This window comes from Bacillus sp. B15-48 (genome assembly GCF_016879755.1).
In the GTDB taxonomy this organism is placed as follows: domain Bacteria; phylum Bacillota; class Bacilli; order Bacillales; family Cytobacillaceae; genus Mesobacillus_B.
This window is the reverse complement of record NZ_WOFU01000003.1, coordinates 192,576-216,154: the sequence shown is the minus strand read 5'-3', so window position 1 is coordinate 216,154 and position 23,579 is coordinate 192,576. Positions and strand designations below refer to the sequence as shown.

The window sequence follows — 23,579 nt, the reverse complement described above, 5'->3', positions numbered from 1 at the left end:
AAATGAATTGTTAAAAATTATGTGAAAAAAGATATAACGTAAATACTAGCTTTATGTTATGATCGCTTATATTACTTTATGAGGTGAAGGGTATGACACATACTTTGGAAGAGGCAAAAGGAAACAAAAGGGCGTCAACGAGCTATTCTAGAATGAATCCATTTCAGGCAAAAGTGCTTAAAAATATTAATATAAATGGAAATGGTTCTAACAAAGAAACACGACATATTGAGTTGTCCCTCGAGGGATCGGGACTTGCATACGTCCCAGGTGATTGTCTTGGGATTGCCCCGGAAAATGACCCAGTACTTGTCGCTATGCTGCTTGATGAAATGCAATGGGACCCAGAAGAGAGTGTGGTTATTAATAAACAAGGGGACACACTACCACTAAGAGAAGCACTTGCAACTTATTATGAGATTACTTTGTTAACGAAAAAAATTCTACAACAAGCTGCGAAATTAACTGAAAATGAGGAGTTACAACAACTTGTTGAAGTGGAAAATGTGGGCAAGCTGAAAGAATATATTGACGGACGCGATTTATTAGATATGTTACGGGATTTTGGTCCGTGGGATGTCTCCGCACAAGAAATTGTATCTATATTAAGGAAAATTCCACCACGACTCTACTCAATTGCTAGCAGTATGGCTGCTCATAAGGATGAAGTCCACTTAACAATTGGAGCGGTACGCTACAATGCTCATGGCCGCGAGCGTAAAGGAGTTTGTTCTGTTTTATGTGCGGAACGTCTTCAAGAAGGGGATACCTTACCAGTTTTTGTTCAGCCAAATAAACATTTTCATCTACCGGAGTCGCAAGATACAGATATTATTATGGTCGGTCCAGGAACAGGAATTGCCCCATTCCGCTCATTTATTCAAGAGCATTCAGTTAGTGAAGCAACAGGACGGTCATGGTTGTTTTTTGGTGACCAGCATGAAGCGACGGATTTCTTATATCAAAATGAACTAGAAGAGTATTTAAAAAATGGGATTTTGACAAAGCTAGATACAGCATTCTCTCGTGATTCAGATAAAAAAGTATATGTACAGCACAAAATGCTTGAGAATGGGAAAGAATTATTTGATTGGCTAGAAAAGGGCGCATATTTTTACGTTTGTGGGGATAAGGAGCATATGGCAAAAGATGTACACAACGCGTTGCTCTCCATTATTGAAAAAGAGGCATCCTTAACTCCTGAAGAGGCGGAAACATATTTAAATAATCTACAAAAGCAAAAACGTTATCAACGTGATGTTTATTAAAACTGAATGATTTCTTATGTGAAGGACTAACTCTAATTAGAGTTAGTCTTTTGTGTTTAGTTAGTAATTGAGTTTAACAATTAGAAAAAATGCATAATCGTTCAATTAGAATCATCTTTAGGCAGTTTATCGACACGTTGTGCGTCTTCCATGTTAACCGAACTTTTAACAAACATATAAAAGATAAAAAGTGTGATAAAGAAAAGGATGGCAATACTTATTGTTGTCAGCCAAAGTCCAAGCATTATAGATCCCCCCTTACTGGATTTATATGCAAAGATATTTGCTACTAACACATGTTTTACATTTCATTATGAAAAAAGAGTAGCCCCTTTGAGTTATTTCATTTGACTATTATAACTGTATATATTATATTTACAGTATAAACAAGATATATTCGATTGGGGAGAAGGAGTTGGGATAGTATGAATAGTGATTTTGTTATTGCTTTACATAGCCTTGTTTTATTAGCCAACTTACCCGATCACATGGCAAATAGTGAGACAATAGCCGAGAATGTTTGTACAAATCCTGCGAGAATCCGTAAAGTGATGAGTATTTTGAGGAAAAATGGTTATGTAAAGACGAAAGAAGGGATTGGCGGTGGCTACATCTTGAGCTGTAATCCGGAGAAAACGACTCTTTCTCAAGTATATCTTGCTATTTCAGCAGGTTCTCTTAAGCCTCATTGGTGTACAGGTGACCCAGATCAAACCTGTATTATATCTTCAAATACACAATATGTTATGGATAATATATTTTATGAAGCAGAAGAATATCTTCAAAACTATTTAAAAGAAATTACCATCAGTTCTGTTTTGGCTAAAATCAAAAACCAAGACTAGGCATGAGGTATTATCATTAAGCCTATTTAGCAAAACTGTAATTTTTTTTATAACACTTTGAACAATATATGCTTACTATATAGTAAACCTTTCAAAAACTTTAAACTGTATTATTTTTTATTACATTAAAAATGGTGGTGAAAAAGATGGAAAGTTTTAATTGCGAAATTGGCGATTGGGTGAAAGGTGAAGCAACTAATGGAGAGCTAGTACTAGGGTATATCGAAGCCGTAAATCATCAAAATGGGGTAGTTAAAGTGACCGTCGTTGATAGTGATAATAGTCTAATTATCGGGAAGACAATGGACCTTTATACTAAGGTTCGTAAACTCAGTGATTCTGTATTAGAAACAGAGGGAGAAATTAGAAGTTTAATTGATCTCGCCTTACAAGCAAAAGATGAAAAATGGTTCATGGAGTTAACGGAAAGATTAAATACAATTAGAAAGAAGCCTAACCAGAATTTTGATTTTAAAAAAAATCACTCAACTAGTGGAAATAAAACGGATATTTTCTACGCAGATTAAAACATCTTTATACACGATTAACAACAGCATTTAAAGAAAAGTTCCTTAGGGAAAAAAAGGATAGGGAGTGGTAATGGATATGGTGACTTTATATACAACGCCTAGCTGTACTTCATGCCGAAAAGCAAAAGCTTGGCTTGAAGACCATCAAATTGATTATATTGAAAGAAACATTCTAACAAATCCGCTTACAATTGATGAGATCAAATCGATTCTACGCTTAACAGAAGATGGGACGGACGAGATTATTTCAACTAAATCGAAGTCGTACCAAGAGTTGAATATTGACCTTGAAGCCCTTCCACTTAAAGATTTATATACATTAATAATTAACCACCCGCTTATGTTGCGCCGACCAATTGTTTTAGACGAAAAAAGATTACAGATCGGCTATAACGAGGAGGAAATTCGAAGCTTTCTTCCACGAAAATTACGTGTATTCAAAATGTACGATTTACAACAAACAGCCAATTAAAAGTGGGGACAGGTCTGCTGTCCCCACTTTTTCACGATTTAAATATTTATCAGATTATATTGAGGAAGTCATTTAAACATTTCAGATAAGGTGACTAGTTGAAAACCTTTTTCGTTTAACTTAGGAATAACTTGATCAACGGCCTCCGGTGTATTCTTTCCGCCGATATGCATTAAGATAATGTCTCCGTTGCTCGCATTTTGGAGTATTCGATTGACGATTACACTCGTTTCTGGTTGCTGCCAATCAATCGTATCTAGTGACCAATGAATACTATGAGAATAACCTACTTCTCCGACAGTTTTCAGTGAATTGCTGTTATAGGAACCGTATGGGAAGCGGAAGTAGGGGCGTGGGGATTTTCCTGTAACATGAATAATTGCTTGTTCGGCTTTGATGATATCTTGTTTGAAAGTATTTGACTCAGTCGTAACAGCATCAGGGTGGGAGTAGCTATGATTTCCAATATCATGCCCGCTCGCGACAATTCGTTTCGCATAGGTGGGAAACATTTCGACCCATTTACCAGTTAAAAAGAATGTGGCATTAACATCATATTTTTCAAGTACATCTAGTATCCGAATACCGACTGCATCGCTCCCCGCATCGAAGGTTAAGGCAATTTGCTTTTTGCTAAGGTTACCATGGGAAATTAGCGTTGAATTAGGATAGACGGGTTTTGCATTATCAGGTGGAGGCGTGGGTACAGGCTTCACATTTTTTCCATATAGTTGCAAAGTTTGTCCAACGTAAATGGTATCGGAAGATAGATGATTCCATAGTTTTATCTCGGCAACAGTTACCCCGCTCCGGGTTGCTATGGACCATAAAGTATCACCTATAATAACTTTGTAATCAACTGTTCTGTCAGCGGGGACGTTGATTTTTTCTTGTTTGGGCATGGTTGGAGTTGATGGTTTTTCACTTTTAGGGGGGACGTTTTCTTTAGGATCATCTTGAGCGTTTTCGGATTCATTCGGAATCGTTTCTTTCCCTCGGTCGTTCGGCTCGGTAGGATCTTCACCATTAATCGGTGTCGTCGGCACATCATGGTCCTTGTTGACAGGTGAGGCTGGTTTTGGTTCACTTGGAGAAGGCATATCAGGGTGTCGATTCTCGATTCTAGGAGTAGTTACCTCTTCATTGTCAAATAAGCTCCAAGGGACAAACATAACTAGTAATCCAATGAGGACTGAAAGAATGGAAAAGGTGTAAAATAGCTTTTTCTTGGAGGTAATTGCACGCAGAATAAATAATATAGCAAGTAGAACGAAAGCAACGAAAAGAATGATTTTCGTCATGTTCATTTCCCCCTTAACGTTAGGTGTTAAAAAATATAATTTTATAATAAATATGTTTACATACTAGTTGGATGAAGAAGAGGAAGAAGTGTCGGGGGGCTTTTCTATTACTATTATATCATATACACCCTGTATCCCCGAGGATGTAGTTAAATAGAAAGAGCCAATTAAGTGTGGAGATCCAAAAGAAATCACACTTGATTGGCTCTAATTTATTTTACATTTTTAGTCGGTTAATACGGTCATCCAAATCTGGATGGGTAGAGAATAACATGGATTTCCCTTTATTATTGATTTTTAAAGTAGAAATCGCTGTTTGTTCTTCTCCTTGCATTCGATTCGAGTAGGCTTTAAGCATTTGCAATGCATGAACCATTTTGTCTCTTCCTGCTAAATCTGCACCTCCACGGTCTGCGTGGTATTCACGATGTCTTGAATAGGCAAAGACAACTAAGCTTCCTAAAATAGAAAACGCAATTTGGAAAACGAGGATCGCAATAAAATGAACAATCGGTGCGAGTTCTTCTTTAACAAATCGAGAGACAGCCCAGGCAGCAATACGAGCAAGGAAGACAACGAATGTATTGACTACCCCTTGGAGAAGGGTCATTGTTACCATATCCCCGTTAGCGATATGGGCAACCTCATGAGCAATGACACCTTCGACTGCATCATCATCCATTTCCTGTAATAGTCCAGTAGAAACTGCAACTAATGAGCGATTTTTAGAAGGCCCTGTTGCAAATGCGTTTACTTCCGGTGAATCATAAACGCCAACCTCTGGCATATGTGTTAAACCAGCTGCTCTAGATAAGCGATGAACTTTTTCAACAATATCTCTTTCATATCCAGTTAAAGAAGCATCTGGATCTATGACACGGACATTCATCATTTTTTTCGCCATCCAGCGTGACATTGCCAAGGAAATAAAAGATCCTGAGAAACCAATTACGGCACTTACTACTAGGAGAGCCCCGAAATCGATACCACCTTGAGCGTTAATGTAATTCGCGCCGCCAATCAATGAAAAAATAATACTAATGGTTACTAATACGAGCACATTTGTTAACAAAAAATAAAATATTCGTTTACCCACAATCTCACCCTTTAATTTCATTTATTTTGAGTTCATTTGAACTAGTCATATGAAACATTATATAATTGTGAACAAATGATTTCAATTAATATTTTTTGTCCACAATTAAAAAGAAGGACATTGACTATAAAAAATGTAAGATTTAGGATGAAGGAAAGTTAAGTTTTTGAATTCAGGGGTTGATCTATTGTGGAGCTTTTCCATCTTTCGAGAAAAGAAATGGCCGATTTTCTTCTTGCGTTAAATAAAGAAGGAGATCAGATGCCAAAAACTATTTTACAAAAAGCATGGGCGGAGACGCATAATGAAAATCTTAAGGATGGCAGTTTTTTTTCAGCTTTTATTGAAACAGAGATTCCGTTAATATTTATTAAATTAATAAAATTAGAGAAACATCAAATTGGCTTTTCAATTAACGAAATCGTTCAACTCGGAAATCAAATTGAGTTTAGTAACCTCTCGTCTACGACCGTTCAAAACTGGGTGAAACGAGATGTAAAAGAGTTGATAGGGCCTCCTCAGTTAGGAAAAAAATATACGATTGATCAAGTGGCGACATTATTTATAGTCGAAGATTTGAAAGCATGTCTTGATTTTGATTCAATTAGAAAGACCTTAAGACTAATTTTTAATAATCCGACCGACCGAAGCGACGATGTCGTGGGTCCTTTGCATTTTTATCGGGCGTATGCAGCGGTATTTGAAAAACTCCACCGTTGTCGACCCAATGTAAACATGCCATTGTATGCACAGATTGAACAATATGTCCAAGAAGGAGCAAGAGAACAGGTCGAGTTACTAAAAGATGTAAAGGATGAACAAAAGGATATTGTAATGAATGTATTACTTACAACGACATTCACTGTTTTCGCAGCATACTATCAAACTCTTACTCAAAAATACGTAACAGCTACAATTTTTTTACAAGGGTTATAATCTATTATAATGACTGGAGTCCTCAAGACCTATTATTTGGTCTTGAGGTTTTTGTTTAAAAGTAAAATATAAATCTTGGCTGTGAAAAATGGGTTAGAGGTTAATTGTAAAAGCAAAGCTAATATTGTAATTTTTTGGCGAAAAAGGTCATTTATGAATCATTTGGCCGAAGAAATACGAAGGTTTTTTGAGCGATAATGCTGGTAACGCGTTTTTTAATCCAAGTACTCATATTAAAAACACCAAATTTCGTTGATATAATACTAGTACTCGTAATAAAACGCTGTAGAATGAGGGGTTAATCCGAGTACTAGCAATAAAATGAAGTCAGAAGGCCGATATTATCCCTGTACTAGCAATATAAAACGGCCAAAAATCAGTTTAATCCAAGTACTAGTAAAAAAACAGCCTTATAATTAAGGTTAATCCAAGTACTAGCAATAAAACTTAGCCTATTATTTTTGAACAATCTACCTTTCTAAAAAATCAAGTAAAAAAAGCGTGTATGGGCATAGGCATTTTTAATCCGAGTACTGGTCATCCTTTGTTAATAGTTAATAAATTGCTTTATTTTACCAAATTATGTATAACTTAAATATACTTAATATTCACAATAATACTTAAAATTAAGTCTTCGCCCGAAAAAAACAAACAGGTTTTCACTATGAGTATAATGTTTAATAAACTGCCAATAATAAGACAGGTTTGTATGTTATTGGAAAGGAAGTGATTTTGTGAATGGTGGACGCCAAAATGTGAATTCTTTATACATTGGGATTGATGTTGGCTCTACAACGGTTAAAGCAACTGTCGTAAATCCTGAAACGAAAGAAATTCTTTGGTCAGATTACCAGCGTCATCACACGAAACAGGCAGAAAAAGTTCAGGAATTTTTAATTCAAATTGGGAATGAATTTTCTGATATCAAAAAAGAGGATATTCGTGTCTTTATTACTGGTTCTGGGGGATCACCGATTGCGGAACATATCGGTGCAAAGTTCGTCCAAGAAGTTAATGCAGTAACCATGTCAGTGGAAGAACTTCACCCAGATGTAGGAAGTGTCATTGAGCTCGGTGGTCAAGATGCGAAAATTATTATTTTCAAAGAAAATGAAGAAACTGGAAACAAGCAGGCAATTACATCAATGAATGACAAATGTGCCTCAGGTACAGGAGCGACAATCGATAAATGCATGATCAAAGTTGGTCTCCCTGAGGATGAAGTTGCGCAGTTGGAATTTGATGATTCAAAGCTTCATCATGTGGCTGCGAAATGCGGAGTATTTGCCGAAACCGATATTGTAAACTTAGTTAAAAGCAGTATCCCGTCAGCTGAAATTATGTGTTCTCTTGCCGATGCGATTGTCATGCAGAATCTTTCCGTATTAACTCGCGGGAATACGTTAAGACACAAAGTGTTGCTGTTAGGTGGTCCTAATACATACTTGCCTTTTCTACAACAATGCTGGCGAAAGCGAATCCCGGAATCATGGGAACAAAGGGGATATGATTATCCGAAAGATATCCCGATTGAAAAATTGATTTTTATTCCGGAAAATGCTCAATATTACGCGGCATTCGGTGCCGTGATGTATGGTTTACATGAACCTGAAGGAGTCGGTGTTTACAAAGGGCTAGAGGAATTAAAAACATTTATCACTCATGGTCGCAAATCGAAGCTTGGTGAAAAAGCAGGAAAACCACTTGTTAAAAGTATTGATGAATTGGAACAATTCCGTCGCCAATATAGCATTCCGAAATTTATACCGGCGACATTCGAACCAGGTCAGATCGTGCGAGCCGTCGTTGGTTTAGATGGAGGGTCGACGTCATCAAAGGCTGTTTTAGTTGATACCGATGGTGAGATTTTGTTGAAAGAATATCAGCTATCGAAAGGAAACCCGATACAAGATACGAAGGAGCTCCTCGGGCGGGTTTATGATCGAGTACAAGCTTCAGGCGCCAAGCTGGAAATCATCGGATTTGGAGCAACAGGTTATGCTGCTGATGTGTTAGAAAAAACGTTAAAAGCCGATGTGAATATTGTTGAGACTGTCGCACATATGATGAGTGCCGTTCATTATTTTGGAGACATTGATGTTGTTTGTGATATTGGCGGCCAAGACATAAAGGTGCTGTTTCTTAAAAACGGGGATATTCGAAACTTCCGGTTGTCGAACCAATGTTCAGCTGGAAACGGCATGCTTTTACAGGCAATGGCTGATCAATTTGGCATTCCAATCCAAGAGTATGCGGATACCGCATTTAGAGCCGATCTCAGTCCGAAATTTTCTTATGGATGTGCGGTCTTTCTTGATTCAGACCGTGTGAACTTCCAAAAAGAAGGCTACGCGAAAGAAGAATTGTTAGCGGGGTTAGCGTTAGTATTGCCCAAAAATGTCTGGCAGTACGTTGTGCAAATTCCCCGGATGGCTGAGCTCGGACGAAAATTTGTCCTTCAAGGGGGAACACAGCATAACCTCGCCGCGGTAAAAGCCCAGGTCGATTATATTAAAGAACGTGTCCCCGATGCTGAAGTGTTTGTTCATCCACATACTGGTGAAGCAGGTGCAATCGGAGCTGCGATGGAAACACTTCGCGTCGTGAAACGAAGAGGGTATTCAACATTTCTTGGCCTCGATGAAGCGATTGGTATGCAGTATACCTCGCGAAATGACGAATCAACACGTTGCAATTTCTGTCCGAACAATTGCAGCCGTACATTTATTGACACATCAACACCTGATGGACAAACAGCTCGTTATATCTCAGGTTTTAGCTGTGAAAAGGGAACCGTCGAAGATAAAGAAGCAATGATGCAGCTGACGAAGGAACGAAATCAGTTGAAAAAGCAATATCCGAACCTTGTTGAATATGAATCAAGGCGGATGTTTAGGCATTTCTATGATCCTGAACCGATACCTGAAGAAAACAAAACAATTGAGGATATAAAAATCAAGCCCGGTTTACTTGGTATTGGGATACGCCGCAAACAATATACGCGTACTTTCCAACGATCATCACACGAAGCATGGGAATCAAGAAAACAATTACGAATTGGCATTCCGAAAGTTTTAAATATTTGGTCGACGGCACCATTTTGGCGGACATATTTTGAAACGCTTGGCATCGATCAACGCAATATTGTCTTTAGTGATGATACAAGTGAGGAAATGTGGCAGGAGGGAGGAAAGTACGGTTCGATTGATCCTTGCTACCCATCAAAAGTAGCTCAAGCTCACGTTCATAATTTGTTATTTAAACATCATCGCGAAAACCGACCATTACATGCAATCTTCTTCCCGTGTATCACTCACATTCCGACACACTTAAAGAATGTGATGGACTCCTCGAGTTGTCCGATTGTCGCTGGAGCACCGAATGTCATAAAAGCGGCGTTTACTAAAGAAACGGACTTTTTTAAGACTAGAGGAATTTCGTATTTTGACCCGGCTTTTACGTTTACCGAGCCAAATATGCTGAGGAAACAGTTGTTTGAAGCATTTAAAGATTTTCTGCAAGTTACAGAAGACGAAAGCGACTTTGCCGCAGACGAAGCATGGAAGGCGATGGAGTTGTTTGAAACGGAAATGCAAGAAAAAGGTCGAATGATTTTAGAACAAGTAGAAGCCGAAAATAAGCTTGCAATCTTAATGATAGGTCGTCCTTATCATTCCGATCCTGGACTTAACCATAATGTATTAGACGAATTCCAAGTGCTAGGATATCCAATTTTATCGATGCGTTCCCTACCAAAAGATGAGGAATGGCTCCGTCGTTTCTTTAAAGCCGATCTGGAAAACGGCAGAGTTGAAAATGCACTTGAAGTAACAGATGTTTGGCCGGAAAATTTTAGTTCGAATAGTGTCCAAAAAGTTTGGGCCGCGAAATTTGCCGCACGTCACCCAAATGTTGCTGTCCTTGATTTATCTAGCTTTAAATGTGGGCACGATGCACCAACATATGGGCTAATTGACTCAATTATCTCGACAGCAGGAACACCATATTCAGCACTCCATGATATTGATGCAAATAAGCCGAGCGGTTCAATTAAGATTCGGGTCAAGACGTATGCGCATAGCCTAGGGTTGCATGAAGAACGTCTCGAAGATTTAGCGCGTAAAAAGCTAGAGTTAGAACGTCTTATTGATAAAAAGCGTCGCGAATTGATGCACGGATCGATCTATGACCGATTAGATCAATCATCAGAGAAAAAAGCCATTTCTGAATAATCATTAAAGGAGTGATTCGAAAGTGCAACAAACAAAGCGAAAATCTAGTGCTCAAGAAATGGAAGAAAAAGAGGTTGTCCGCCGTTTTGAAGAACATTTGAACCAATTTAAACAAGAGCAAGAAATGGAACTAGGATTAAATCAAGCAAAGAACCAGTGGTTTGATCCTGTTCCACGGCAATTTTTTGCGAAGGATAAAGATTCAACAACCATTCTTTTTGGTGGATTGACAATGGCCCATGACTATTTAATTGCTGGAGGGCTAAAAGGTCTCGGATATAATGTACAGCATATGGATTGTCCAGATACTGAGTCGCTCCGCTTTGGAAAAGAGTTTGGCAATAGAGGACAATGCAACCCTACTTATTTCACCGTAGGGAATTTAATTAAATATCTAACCCATTTAAGAGACGTAGAAGGAAAGTCAAAAGAAGAAATCATTCGAAAATACCTTTTTGTAACAAGTGGATCCTGTGGCCCTTGTCGCTTTGGGACATATGTGACAGAGTACCGTAAGGCCTTAAGGGATGCTGGTTTTGATGGTTTCCGAGTATTAATCTTTCAACAGCAAAGCGGTTTAAAACAGGCTACGGGTGAGGAATCTGCCCTTAAATTAGACAGCGCTTTTTTTCTAACGTTTTTAAAGGCTATTTTAATTGGTGACATCTTAAACGCGTTAGGTTATCGGATTCGTCCTTATGAAGTTGTTTCAGGGTCAACGAATGAAGCTTTACAGCGCTGTAAAGACATAATATATGAAGCTTTCAGTGGTCGGAAGTCGATTGTAAAAGCTTTACATCAATGTAAGCGGGAATTACGTGCCGTGAAAGTTGACCGTACGCTTGTCAAACCAAAAGTAAGTATTATTGGCGAATTTTGGGCAATGACGACAGAAGGTGATGGAAATTATCGCCTCCAACAATTTTTGGAGGACGAAGGGGCTGAAGTTGAAGTACAGTCGATGACTGCTTGGATTTTATTCTTAATATGGGAAGGACGATATGATACCCTTGAACGGATGCGTTTGCGAAAAACAGATGCCGGTCGTAAAGGGTTGGAAGGGAAAAATGCTCAAAAGCGGTTGCTAATGCTCCATGCAGCAGATCGTGCAGTTAGAGTCATGTTCCAAACATATGCGAAAATTATCGGACTTCGCGGTTATCACTTGCCAGATATGGACGAAATTGCCAAAGTAGCGCATGATTATTACAATAACCATCTTAGAGGTGGTGAAGGGCATATGGAAGTTGGAAAGTTGATTTTGAATGTTGTAAAACAAAAAGTAAATATGACAATTTCGGTTAAGCCGTTTGGATGTATGCCTTCTTCTGGTGTTTCTGACGGGGTACAATCGCTGATAACAGAAATTCATCCGGATGCGATTTTTCTTCCAATAGAAACAACGGGTGATGGTGCAATAAATGTTTATAGCCGAATTCAAATGATGCTATTTAAGGCGAAGCAGGCAGCACAGAAGGAGTTTGAAGAAGCTTTAATAAAGAAAGGATTGACAGTTGAAAAGCTTAGCGCACTCAGTTCAAAGAAAGCTGTCAATTCACTACAAGAAAATCGCCATGTAGTCGCATGTACTGCAGCAAATACCATTTACAGCAGTAAAACTGGCTTTTCTAATCTATATTTTTGGCGCAATAAGAAACAAAGAATGGAAAGCATGTAGCATTCGATGAGTCCGCAATTTTAGTTTTTTGTTGGACAAACTATTTAAATAAGATGATCCAAAGACACATCCTTTTTGTAAGCATAAAGAATGTGTCTTTGTTGATTATTTTATTGTTTCGTGTAGATTGAACCGTAGTATATAAGGACTAGGCTTCACATTGTTCTTGTAGATTGAGACAGGGCCCGTTGCTCACGGACAGTGGTAAGAAAGAGTCCAGTAGCTAGTAATGATAAATTAAATACAATGACTCCTCCCCAATGGAAATGTTCCCAAAAATAACCACCAAATGAGCCAACAATTGAAGACCCCAAATAATAAAACAATAAGTAAAGAGAGGATGCCTGTGCTTTATTTTGTGCTGCTCGAGCTGTAATTAGCGCACTTACGATTGAGTGGCTTGCAAAAAAGCCAAATGTAAAAATGGCAATTCCTACTATTTTGTATAGTAAAATCGGTATTGTTGTAAGTAATACTCCACTAATCGTAATAAGGATTGAAAACTTTAAAATGAAAATACCTCCATACTTATTCGCTTTTTCCCCCATATAAATAGAGCTAAACGTACCACATAAATAAACGACAAAGATAAAGCCAATCACGGTTTGACTTAGATTATAAGGTGGGGAGATAAGTAAGAAACCAATGTAATTATACATTGATACGAAGCTTCCCATTAATAAAAAGCCAAGTATAAACAAATAATTTAATTTGTTATCGGTTAAATGTGTTTTGTAGGCACCCCATATGGACGCCCAGGCTAATTTCGTTTTTGCTTCTGTTCGTATCGTTGGCAAAGAAAACAAAAAAATGATACTTAAAATCAATGTGGTAAATCCGATAACTGCAAAAGCGATTCTCCATGTAAATAAATCAGTTAATACACCGGCAACGATTCTTCCAGACATTCCTCCAATGCTTGATCCTGAAATGTAAAAGCCCATAATCATCGCCGTGTGCATCGGGTTGAATGTCTTTCCAATATATGCCATCGCGATGGAGGGGACTCCTGCAACAAAAATTCCTAATAGCGTGCGGAAAATTAATAAAGTATAAAAGTTTGGACTTAAGGACGATAAGATTCCCATTATCGAGGTGAGGAACATCGACGCTACCATTATTCTTTTTATTCCTATATTTTCAGCAATAGAACCGGCAATTAATAGGGTGATTGCTAATAAACCAGTTGTTACTGATAAAGTTAAACTAGCAATTGGGGCCGAAACATTAAATTCTTCAGCAAATAACGGCATCGTTGGCTGTGTTGTATAAATTGTGATAAAAGGGACTAATCCAGCAATAAATAAGGCGATTTTCGCCTGTTTATACTCTTTCGTTCCTGATTGAATAAAGCTCATCAGTATTCCCCATTTCTCGATTCCTTATTCATCTATAAACCTATCCTTTAAAAGTGTACTCTATTATATGGGAATAATCAAAATGGCGGAAACATTATGAATACAGTAGGAGAATGATACTAACTTAAGGAGAATCTGAAGGGAAATTAAATAATAACCAAAGGAAGGTGCGACAATTTCAATCATTCATCGCACTTCCTTTGGTTACAGGAGTAGAAAAATAGCAATAAAAAAGAGCCTATAAAATTCTTATTGTTATTGGGTAAAGGTACGGTTCGTCAGGTTCATCAATGATATCCCAATTGGTTACTTTTACGACGGGCAACTCAATTCCATTATATCCAGTCACATCTAATACACCAGTTGCTCGAATCCAAGTATCTTGTTCAATATTTTGAGCCTCGGCAATTTCAGTAACAAATCCGATGATACTTGCATCTGCTACACAATGGGTAATAACGAATCGAGAGAGAACGAGTTGATTTTCTTTAAGTCCTTCCTCTTTATAGACAAACCCGGTAAGTTCTATTTCTTTGCCCTTGTACGTTTCGATATCAAAACTAATTTCATCATAGTAGGCAGCAAAAACAGGTTCATCCATGATTATTTTATTTGTTTCCTTGACGCCTTGAATAAGTTGATCATACTCTGCTTTTGACATTACGTTTTTATATTCCAAATCTGGGATTGCATAGTGATCAATAAAAGAAATATCCTCTATTTCCTCATCTGGCTTTTCAAATTCATTATCAATTATATGGGTTTGTGCAAATGGGTCTTCACTGTCATTTATTGTATTTGAAGAAAATTCATCCGCATTATAAGCGGTGCTTTGTGACTGGTTTGCAAATATCGCCATGCCTCCTTTTTTGTCAACAATAGATGCGTCCAGCACCTTAGGAGAAAGGAGAAAACCAGTTAATAAAGGAAACACAGTTATCGTGTAAGAGATGAACTTTTTAAAAGTAAAAGGTTTATTTCCGTGGTCATGCTGATGACTGCATGTGGAATCATGCTGATGATCACACTGATGATGACTTTCATTATTCGTTGACCATATTCTTGTAATTTGAATAAAAAATAACACTAAAAATAGAACAGAGGCTGTTTGACTTAATCCGACATATTTAGGATTAATCAGCTTTGTAATTTCGCCTGTTACGTGAAGTTTAAAAATTAGCCCAGTAAATGCCAGTAAGATTAAAGCTCTTATTGCTTGTTGGAAATGAAAAGTCATAGGTTCCCCTCCCTTATAAGAAGCTTTGCAGCAGCATTAATGTTATAAATACAGTTATTGAAACGAGTGCAAGCATTCCTAGTACAAAGCGAAATCGGAAAACACTTAGCATCATTAGCGTGTTTTTTAAATCAATCATCGGTCCAAAAATTAAAAAACCTAAAATCGAGTGTGTTGGAAAAATATTACTGAAAGAAGCAGCGATAAATGCATCCGCTTCAGAACATAGTGAGAGGATAAATGCTAAACCCATCATAATGAATAGTGACGACATTGGGCCACTCCCAGCCTCTAATAGAGTTCGTGCAGGCATATAGGTTTGCACAAAAGCCGCTAAAAACGCACCAAGGATTAAAAATTTAGCCATATCAAAAAATTCATCAATCGAGTGGGTTAGCATCGCCCAAAACTTGTTGATAAAAGGTTGTTTTTTTTTGCTCCATTTTCACCTGAACGTTTAAATTTGTATGCTTAAATTGCGTGCCTTTAAATATCAAGCTGACAATGAAAGCAATGATGATGGCGATGAAAAAGCCTAATCCCATCCGTAGCCCTGCAATTTGCAAATCATTACCAAAGGCCATGTATGTAGAAGCGATGACAATTGGATTGATAAGAGGGCCAGTCAACATAAAGCCCATTGCAGCATAAATTGGCACACCTTTAGCGATTAATCGTCGGACAATTGGGACAATTCCACATTCGCATGCCGGAAAGAAAGCACCTACTACACAACTCATAATAACAGCTAGTAATTTATTTTTAGGAATCCATCTCTGAATATGTTCCTCGGTAACAAATATTTGAATGACTCCTGCAATTAGCACCCCTATTAAAACAAACGGCATCGCTTCAATTAAAATACTGAGGAAAATCGTATTCAGGTTCAAAATGGAATCTGGCATATTAAACGAAAATCCTGAGCCAAACGAAAATAATAGGATAAGAATTCCCATAAGAATGATTCCAGTAAAATCAATGATATAGGAACGGATTACTCGAAACATTTAAACCTCCTTTGATATAGCATATTGTATATCTATCAAAAAATATCTATGTTAAATTTTAAAAATTTATGATTATGCTAGAATTTCAATTGAAATAAAACGAATTTTTTAATTATACGAAAACAAAGCACCCTACTACTTAAAGTAGTAGGGCAGGGAAACCCATCATCGAATATAACTTTTTCACTTTATTTATTATTTAATGCAATCTCGATGGTCTGCAAGTTCTTTCTCATAATGCTGAAGTAGTCATCCCCTTGTTCGATATTTTCCTCAGTAATTGTTTCGAGATTATGAAGGGTAAGAGCTTCAGCTCCAATTTCTTTCTGAACAATTTCAGCGATTTTTGTAGTTAAATTTTGATCGAAAATCACGTGCTGAATCTGATGTTCTTTCGACTCTTCGATAATCGTTTTTAACGCTTTTTGTGAAGGTTCCTGTGTTGGCGAAATTCCAGTAATAGGAATCTGTTTAATTCCATATCTCTCTTCCCAATATCCATAAGCTGCATGGGATACCAATAAGTGTTTCGTTTGAGCATTGTCAATTGTTGTGATGAATTCTTGATCAAGCTTTTCTAATTCTGCTTTTAACTGTACAAAATTTTGTTCAAATTCCTCAGCTTGTTCTGGCATTAACTCGGACAATGAATTCTTAATGTTTTCTGCAAGAGCAATTGAACGAATCGGGTCCAACCAAACATGTGGATCCTCGTCACCATGGTTATGATTGTCATCTTCTGTTTCATGGGCATGACCGTGAGCCTCTTCATGGTGGTTGTCGTCATCATGCTCATGACCGTGAGCCTCTTCATGGTGGTTGTCATTATCATGCTCATGACCGTGAGCCTCTTCGCGGTGGTTGTCGTCATCATGCTCATGGCCGTGAGCCTCTTCATGGTGGTTGCTGTCATCATGTTCATGACCGTGAGCTTCTTCATGGTGGTTGTCGTCTCCATGCTCATTATCGTGATCGTCTTCGTGATGGTGAGCATGGTCGTGATCATCACTTGATTCAATCAGTTCGATTCCTTTCCCAGCCGCGAGAATGGTAACTTCTTCATTTTTTAATATTTCAGTAGCCTTATCCGCAAACCCTTCAACACCTATACCAGTGTAAATAAATAAATCAGATTCAGCGAGTGCAATCATGTCTCTTGTCGACGGTTCATATGTATGGGCATCGACATTTGGTGGTAAAACGCTTTGAACATCTACATGATCACCACCAATTTTTTTTGTGAAATCTTCTAGGGGAAAGATGGTAGTGAACACTTTTAACGTTTCGTTTTCAATGTTCTCTTCATTGCTAGAAGTTTCAGAGTTTCCACAGGCTGCAAGTAAGAGACTAGAAGCTAATACGGAAGTAGTAAACCATTTTCTTACATTCATTTAAAACACTCCAATCTTTATTTAACGTTACTAAAATGATCTTTTTTGCAAATAATCGTAATAATTACGATTTAAAATCTAAAAAATAAAACCAATATCATTAATCGTAATTGTTACGTTTTATATTGTAAAAGATTCATAGGGGTTTGTAAATACTTTTTTTCTTGTTGCTAGAAAATGTGACAAAAGTCACTTTTGTTCAGAGAAAGTTAATAAACGTTCATTTTGTGAGCATAATTTAGCTTTGTTATAGTTAAATTAAACAGTGTTTAAAACAATGTTTAAACTTAATTAAGAAAATAGGGATAATGATGAAAGCAGAAAAAGACGTATCTAAAAGAGATCTCATTTTAAACGTTACACTCAAATTAATGAAAAAAGAAGGGTTTGACGGGGTGACGGTGCGTAAAATTGCTAGTTTGGCTAAGGTAAATGTAGCCTCAATTAATTATCATTTTGGATCAAAAGATAAATTGTTGAATGAGGCCATTCAGATTTTATTGAATTCCCTTAGAGAGTCTTTTGCTATTTTAGATGATGCATCAATCACTCCTCGTGAAAGATTAAAATATTTTCTTATTGAATATTTAAAAACAAACCAGCAATATCCATTTATTATTCGGAGACTGGTGATGCAAGAGCCAGCTATGTTTGAAAGTCAAATAAATTTCATGAATTTTATAAAAGTGATTGGATTAAAGAAGGTACAAAAAACGATTCAAGAACTTTCTGGCGAACAGGATTCGCAAATTCTAACAGTAATGATGACTCACATTATGGGCGCCTTATTCCTGCCTACTTTAATTGAGCCTCTATACGAATTGGTTACTGACTTTTCATTTCCAGATGTTGAAACAAGGGTAGAGATTTTGCTAGACCGTTATTTTGGTTATCAAAATGATCTTTAAAGTAGTTTGATTAAGAGAGAAGTATAGGGAGAGATGAATGTGGAACTTCAAGTTGGGCTTGATGTCGGTTCAACAACAGCTAAGATGGTCGTTTTGAATCATAAGAATGAAATGGTGTTTAAATCGTATCAACGCCATTTTTCTGATATTAAAAATACGACACTTCGTTTATTACAACAACTTTCAGACGAGTTTCCTGATGCAAGATTAAAAATAAATGCAAGCGGATCTTCGGGCTTAGGGCTTTGTGAAGATTTAGGAATTCCTTTTATCCAAGAGGTAGTAGCTTGTACAGAGGCAGTAAAATCAACGGTGTCTAATATTGATATTATTGTCGAACTTGGAGGGGAAGATGCAAAACTAATTTATTTAACAAACGGCCTTGAACAGCGGATGAATTCGGCCTGCGCGGGGGGAACGGGCGCGTTTATCGACCAAATCGCCTCCTTGTTAAATACCGATGCAGAAGGACTGAATAAACTGGCTATTTCAGCAGAAAAAATATATCCAATTGCCTCAAGATGCGGGGTATTTGCAAAAACGGATATTCAGCCACTCCTTAATGAAGGAGCAAGGAAAGAAGATATTGCAGCATCAGTGTTTCAAGCTGTGGTGAATCAGACAATCGGAGGACTCGCTAGCGGAAGACCAATCCGAGGCAATATAGCCTTTCTTGGAGGGCCTTTAACTTTTCTTCCAGAGCTTAGGAAACGGTTTATACAAACACTCAAACTAAACAATGAACAAGTATTATTTAGTCAAGATGGTCATTATTATGTGGCAATTGGTGCAGCGTTAGAAAGTGAAAAAAACTCTTCCGTCAAGGCTGATCAACTAATCCAAATGTTATTGAAAATGAGCAACTCGAAAAGGAAACAAGTTTCCAACCGAAACGAACCACTTTTTCATCAATCAGGTGAACTTGAAGCGTTCATGCAACGCCATGGTCAGTCAAAGGTAAAGAAACATCGACTTTCTACATACAAAGGAAGTACATTCCTAGGAATTGACGCCGGGTCAACGACAACGAAAATTGTTCTAATTGGTGAAAAAGAGGAAGTGCTATTTGAATTTTACGATAAAAACAAAGGGAATCCACTTGAAACCGTTAGAGAAGGACTTTCCAGTTTGTATCAGAGTCTTCCTAATGATGTGACCATCGAACGTTCAACTGTGACAGGTTACGGAGAAAAATTGATTCAAGCTGCCTTTCAGATCGATGATGGTGAGATTGAGACAGTTGCCCATTATACGGCTGCAAAAAAATTCGAACCTGATGTAGATTTTATTATCGATATTGGCGGCCAAGATATGAAATGTATAAAAATCAAGGAAGGTGTCATTGATCGCATTGTTTTAAATGAAGCATGTTCTGCTGGCTGTGGATCGTTTTTAGAAAGCTTTGCTGAAACTTTAGGGGAAAATGTGCAAGAATTTTCTCAGCTTGCTTTAACGGCACAAGCACCAGTCGATCTTGGTTCTAGGTGTACCGTATTTATGAATTCAAAAGTTAAACAAGTTCAAAAGGAAGGTGCGAGCATCCCTGATATTTCAGCAGGTTTAGCGTATTCGGTAGTATTAAACGCTTTATATAAAGTAATAAAGCTAAAATCGGTAGATGAGATGGGACACCGAATTGTTGTTCAAGGTGGAACGTTTTTAAATAATGCCGTTTTAAGGACATTTGAAAAACTGACAGGAAAAGAAGTCATTCGTCCTGACTTAGCAGGACTGATGGGTGCCTATGGGTGTGCGCTTTTATCCAAACAAAAGTGGATAAAAGAGAAGAAATCTTCATTACTAACTGGACAGAAGATTCATGATTTTCATGTAACAACGACCCACCGCCGATGCGGCCTTTGTGAAAATAATTGTCCAATTACAATCAACCGTTTTGCTGATAAACGGACATTCATTTCTGGAAATCGTTGTGAGCGCGGAGCTGGGAGACCAAAAATTAAAAGTGCACTTCCAAACTTAGTAGAAGAAAAACGCGAGAAATTATTTAACCGGACTAGTCTTTCTGGAACGGATGCTTATCGGGGTAAGATTGGTCTTCCGCGTGTATTAAATATGTATGAAAATTATCCTTTTTGGCATGCGTTTTTTAGTGAATTAGGCTATGAGGTCGTGTTATCGGATTCTACGAGTAAGGAAATGTTTGAAAAAGGAATGGATACCATTCCATCTGAATCAGTTTGCTACCCAGCAAAACTGGCTCATGGACATATCATTAACTTAATAGAAAAAGGGGTTAAAAAGATTTTTTACCCTGCAGTTGTTTATGAAAAGAATGAAAGTAAAGCACAACAAAATCACTTTAACTGTCCAGTTGTTGCCTCCTATTCTGAAGTTATACGTGTCAATATGGAATCAATATTTGTAGAAAATCAAATTGAATATGTATCACCGTTCATATCGTTTGACGAACCTAACTCTCTGTTAACAGAATTAGGTAGAACCTTCGATGATCTCTCGAAAAAAGAAATGAAGCGAGCCGTCAAACTAGCGAAACAGATGGAGGCTGACTATAAAGAATGGTTGCAAAAACGCGGGGAGGACGTTATTAATCAATTGAAGGCAGAAAAAACAATTGGCATTGTTATGGCTGGACACCCTTATCATATCGATCCAGGAATTAACCATGGGGTTTCAGAGGAAATCAACCGCCTAGGAATGGCGGTTTTAACAGAAGATGCGATATCCCATCTTGCAATAGACCAAAGTCATGTAGATGTTGTTAATCAATGGACTTTCCACTCTCGGTTGTATCGGGCAGCAGCTGTGATTAAAGAAAACCCTCAGTTAGAAATATTGCAAGTTACCTCTTTTGGTTGCGGGATTGATGCGATTACTACCGATGCAGTTGAGGAAATGATGGAAGAAAACAATCAGTTATACACATGGTTAAAAATGGATGAGGTAAGCAATTTGGGGGCTGCTAGAATCCGTCTTCGATCATTAAAAGCAGCTATTGCAGAACAACGCGATAAAGAATTTGCTGTTCGTAAAACGAATTGTCGCCTAAAAGAACTTGAACCAGTTTTTACGAAAGAAGCGAAAGAGAGGGAGTATACGATTCTCGCTCCACAAATGCTTCCTTCTCATTTCGAGTTATTTGAAAAGGCCTTTCAACTTCACGGCTACAAATTGAAGGTCATTAAAAATGTCACCGATGAGGCTGTCGAACAAGGTTTACGCTATGTAAATAATGATGCTTGTTATCCAGCAATCATTACGATTGGACAATTAGTAAGCACATTAAAAACGGGTGAATATGATTTGAATCGAACAGCGGTCATCATGTCACAAACAGGAGGAGGTTGTCGGGCAACAAATTATTTGGCTTTGTTGAAAAAAGCCTTGAAAAACGCTGGTATGCAACAAATTCCTGTCCTTTCATTAAATGCTGGCGGAGTCGATGGAGTGAAACATCCAGGATTTAAAATTACGCCCCTGCTTGCCAAAAAGCTTGTGGTGTCCGCATGTCTTGGTGATCTTCTCATGCGCCTGAAGCTTGCGGTAAGACCGTATGAGAAGATAGAAGGAAGTACTGAGATGGTCTATTCTAAATGGATGGAACGGTGTCGGAAGCTATTAGAAAACTTTTCTATGAAAGAATACAAGCAGATGATTCAAGCGATTATTTCGAGTTTTGAAAAGGTAGAAGTGTTTGTTCATAAAAAGCCACGTGTCGGTATTGTTGGTGAAATCCTGGTGAAATTCCATCCTTATGCCAACAACCAACTGATTGAACAGATTGAAAAAGAGGGAGGAGAAGCGATCGTACCGGATTTTATTGATTTCTTTTTGTACGGACTTCATAATAAAAACTTCAAAGTAGATCATTTTGGTCTGCCTAAATATAATAAGTTGATAGGTAAAGTGGCTACAGAATTCATAGAGTTTTATAGAAATCCAATTCGTCAAGCATTAATCTCTAGCAATCGTTTTGAAGCACCACCGAAAATTACAGAAATCGCCAATAGGGCAGCAAACTTTCTAAGTTTAGGAAACCAAATGGGGGAAGGCTGGCTTCTGCCTGGAGAAATGGCTGAATTAATGGACTCAGGAGTAGAAAATGTTGTTTGTGTTCAGCCTTTTGGCTGCCTTCCAAATCATGTGATAGGCAGAGGGATGTTTAACGCCATCAAAAAAGAATATCCGAATGCCAATCTCATTTCAATTGATTATGACTCAAATATTAGTAAAGTAAATCAAGTAAACCGGATAAAGTTAATGATTAATATTGCCAAGAATAAGGTTCAAGCATAGACTAAACAAAAACTTTTTGAGAATAGAGACAAGCCTAACCGTAGGTCAAAATTTGCGGTTAGGCTATTTTTAGTTTTAAAACTGCCTTTAGACAAAAAACGTAACTATTGACTAGTATTGTCGGATGTTGACAAATTGTCAATACACAGATATATTGATAGCATCAAAAAAAGATACGGCAGGGAGATATTTTCATAGTTTAACGGCACGGAAGGGGATGTTGATCTTGAGTCAACAAGATACACTAGGAACTCTATTAAAGGAGTTGTTAGAGGAACGTTCATTGTCAATGGGAAAGTTCAGTGTAATGTGTCAGGTTGATAAAGCAACGATTTCGAGAATCGTTAATGGCAAAAGGAAGGCTAATTTAAGTCATTTGCAAAAATTTGCTGACTCCTTAGATGTTTCGATAAATGAGTTAATGCATGCAGCTGGTTATCATGTTGAAAGGAAAGCAGAGAAGATTGCATTTGAGGAACAGGCTTCAATTGAAATGAATGCGATTCTTGAATCTACGAATCTATTTGGGGAAAAGTTATCTGTTGAAGAGATTAAACAGGAATTAGCAAAATATGAACAATACGCCCAAACGGAAGAGGGGCGAGAATCAATTCACAATGACTTTAAGGAAAAATTAAAAAAAGTAGACAGTATTGGGCCATATATCAATCATTTACAAGAAATGTATGAACGATTTCGGATGAGAAAGGGCACGACGAAAGAGCTTGCACTTACCGGGGCAGCATTGTTGTATTTTATTTTAACAATAGACCTTATCCCTGACTATATTTTCCCAATCGGGTATCTTGACGATGCAATGGCAATACAGTTAGTATTAAATATTTTCAAAAAATAGGTTTAAATCTTATTTAGAAAGGCATTTTCTAACTCATAAAAAGGGTTCGCTTAATGGTTTATCGCAGATTAACTCCCATGAAAATAGCGAATTTCATACATGTTGGTGAAGCTTGCTTCATGATTGGCTGCCAGTTAAAGCCCCGAATCATTGGAAGGCTTCGATTAATTGACCTTAAGCGGTGTAAAA

General features: G+C 37.6%; 16 protein-coding genes and 1 pseudogene. 10 read left to right on the top strand and 7 right to left on the bottom strand.

Annotation, left to right across the window (positions count from 1 at the left end; translation table 11 throughout):
* Nucleotides 1–92: 92 nt before the first annotated feature.
* Nucleotides 93–1,268 carry a sulfite reductase subunit alpha gene (locus GNT69_RS11535; protein ID WP_203555127.1) on the top strand — a complete coding sequence of 392 codons (1,176 nt, stop codon included), beginning with the start codon at nt 93–95 and terminating at the stop codon, nt 1,266–1,268.
* 101 nt (nt 1,269–1,369) lie between these two features.
* On the opposite strand, the gene GNT69_RS11530 is transcribed toward GNT69_RS11535, so the two are convergent.
* Nucleotides 1,370–1,513 (bottom strand): hypothetical protein, encoded by a 144-nt coding sequence (locus GNT69_RS11530; RefSeq protein WP_203555126.1) that lies wholly within the window; start codon nt 1,511–1,513, stop codon nt 1,370–1,372.
* A 180-nt stretch (nt 1,514–1,693) separates the two neighbouring features.
* Here GNT69_RS11530 and GNT69_RS11525 point away from each other — a divergent pair, with 180 nt between their 5' ends.
* From GNT69_RS11525 to spxA, 3 genes are all read left to right on the top strand, one after another.
* Complete coding sequence (locus GNT69_RS11525; RefSeq protein WP_203555125.1) at nt 1,694–2,113, top strand: RrF2 family transcriptional regulator; 420 nt, start codon at nt 1,694–1,696, stop codon at nt 2,111–2,113.
* Between the two features lie 146 nt (nt 2,114–2,259).
* Nucleotides 2,260–2,640, top strand: coding sequence for an IDEAL domain-containing protein (locus tag GNT69_RS11520; RefSeq protein ID WP_203555124.1), 381 nt, complete (start codon nt 2,260–2,262; stop codon nt 2,638–2,640).
* Between the two features lie 79 nt (nt 2,641–2,719).
* On the top strand, nt 2,720–3,115 hold the full coding sequence (gene spxA / locus GNT69_RS11515; protein ID WP_203555452.1) for a transcriptional regulator SpxA: 396 nt from the start codon (nt 2,720–2,722) through the stop codon (nt 3,113–3,115).
* 68 nt (nt 3,116–3,183) lie between these two features.
* Here the strand turns inward: spxA and GNT69_RS11510 are convergent, their stop codons facing one another.
* A complete protein-coding gene (locus GNT69_RS11510; protein ID WP_203555123.1) occupies nt 3,184–4,416 on the bottom strand; it encodes a polysaccharide deacetylase family protein in 1,233 nt (410 codons plus the stop codon).
* 217 nt (nt 4,417–4,633) lie between these two features.
* Nucleotides 4,634–5,512: a protease HtpX gene (gene htpX / locus GNT69_RS11505; RefSeq protein ID WP_203555122.1), complete on the bottom strand. Its 879-nt coding sequence runs from the start codon at nt 5,510–5,512 to the stop codon at nt 4,634–4,636.
* Between the two features lie 189 nt (nt 5,513–5,701).
* Here htpX and GNT69_RS11500 point away from each other — a divergent pair, with 189 nt between their 5' ends.
* The 3 genes from GNT69_RS11500 to GNT69_RS11490 all read left to right on the top strand — a co-directional run bounded on the left by GNT69_RS11500 (nt 5,702) and on the right by GNT69_RS11490 (nt 12,358).
* Nucleotides 5,702–6,448, top strand: a complete 747-nt coding sequence (locus GNT69_RS11500) for a DUF1836 domain-containing protein (RefSeq protein ID WP_203555121.1) — start codon at nt 5,702–5,704, stop codon at nt 6,446–6,448.
* A gap of 734 nt (nt 6,449–7,182) precedes the next feature.
* Nucleotides 7,183–10,680 (top strand): BadF/BadG/BcrA/BcrD ATPase family protein, encoded by a 3,498-nt coding sequence (locus tag GNT69_RS11495; RefSeq protein ID WP_203555120.1) that lies wholly within the window; start codon nt 7,183–7,185, stop codon nt 10,678–10,680.
* Between the two features lie 58 nt (nt 10,681–10,738).
* On the top strand, nt 10,739–12,358 hold the full coding sequence (locus tag GNT69_RS11490) for a 2-hydroxyglutaryl-CoA dehydratase (protein ID WP_203555451.1): 1,620 nt from the start codon (nt 10,739–10,741) through the stop codon (nt 12,356–12,358).
* A 155-nt stretch (nt 12,359–12,513) separates the two neighbouring features.
* Here GNT69_RS11490 and GNT69_RS11485 read toward each other — a convergent pair whose 3' ends face one another.
* From GNT69_RS11485 to GNT69_RS11470, 4 genes and pseudogenes are all read right to left on the bottom strand, one after another.
* Nucleotides 12,514–13,716: an MFS transporter gene (locus tag GNT69_RS11485; protein ID WP_203555119.1), complete on the bottom strand. Its 1,203-nt coding sequence runs from the start codon at nt 13,714–13,716 to the stop codon at nt 12,514–12,516.
* A gap of 238 nt (nt 13,717–13,954) precedes the next feature.
* The gene (locus GNT69_RS11480; RefSeq protein ID WP_203555118.1) at nt 13,955–14,953 is read right to left on the bottom strand and encodes a TIGR03943 family putative permease subunit; all 999 of its coding nucleotides are present in this window, start codon (nt 14,951–14,953) and stop codon (nt 13,955–13,957) included.
* Nucleotides 14,954–14,966: 13 nt separating this feature from the next.
* Nucleotides 14,967–15,960: pseudogene (locus GNT69_RS11475) on the bottom strand (permease).
* Between the two features lie 188 nt (nt 15,961–16,148).
* Entirely contained in the window at nt 16,149–17,351 is a 1,203-nt protein-coding gene (locus GNT69_RS11470; RefSeq protein ID WP_203555117.1) for a metal ABC transporter solute-binding protein, Zn/Mn family, read from the bottom strand.
* Nucleotides 17,352–17,659: 308 nt separating this feature from the next.
* Here GNT69_RS11470 and GNT69_RS11465 point away from each other — a divergent pair, with 308 nt between their 5' ends.
* The 3 genes from GNT69_RS11465 to GNT69_RS11455 all read left to right on the top strand — a co-directional run bounded on the left by GNT69_RS11465 (nt 17,660) and on the right by GNT69_RS11455 (nt 23,390).
* The gene (locus GNT69_RS11465) at nt 17,660–18,259 is read left to right on the top strand and encodes a TetR/AcrR family transcriptional regulator (protein WP_203555116.1); all 600 of its coding nucleotides are present in this window, start codon (nt 17,660–17,662) and stop codon (nt 18,257–18,259) included.
* 39 nt (nt 18,260–18,298) lie between these two features.
* Nucleotides 18,299–22,534: an acyl-CoA dehydratase activase-related protein gene (locus GNT69_RS11460; protein ID WP_203555115.1), complete on the top strand. Its 4,236-nt coding sequence runs from the start codon at nt 18,299–18,301 to the stop codon at nt 22,532–22,534.
* Nucleotides 22,535–22,751: 217 nt separating this feature from the next.
* Nucleotides 22,752–23,390, top strand: a complete 639-nt coding sequence (locus GNT69_RS11455) for a helix-turn-helix domain-containing protein (protein WP_203555114.1) — start codon at nt 22,752–22,754, stop codon at nt 23,388–23,390.
* The last annotated feature ends 189 nt before the right edge of the window (nt 23,391–23,579 follow it).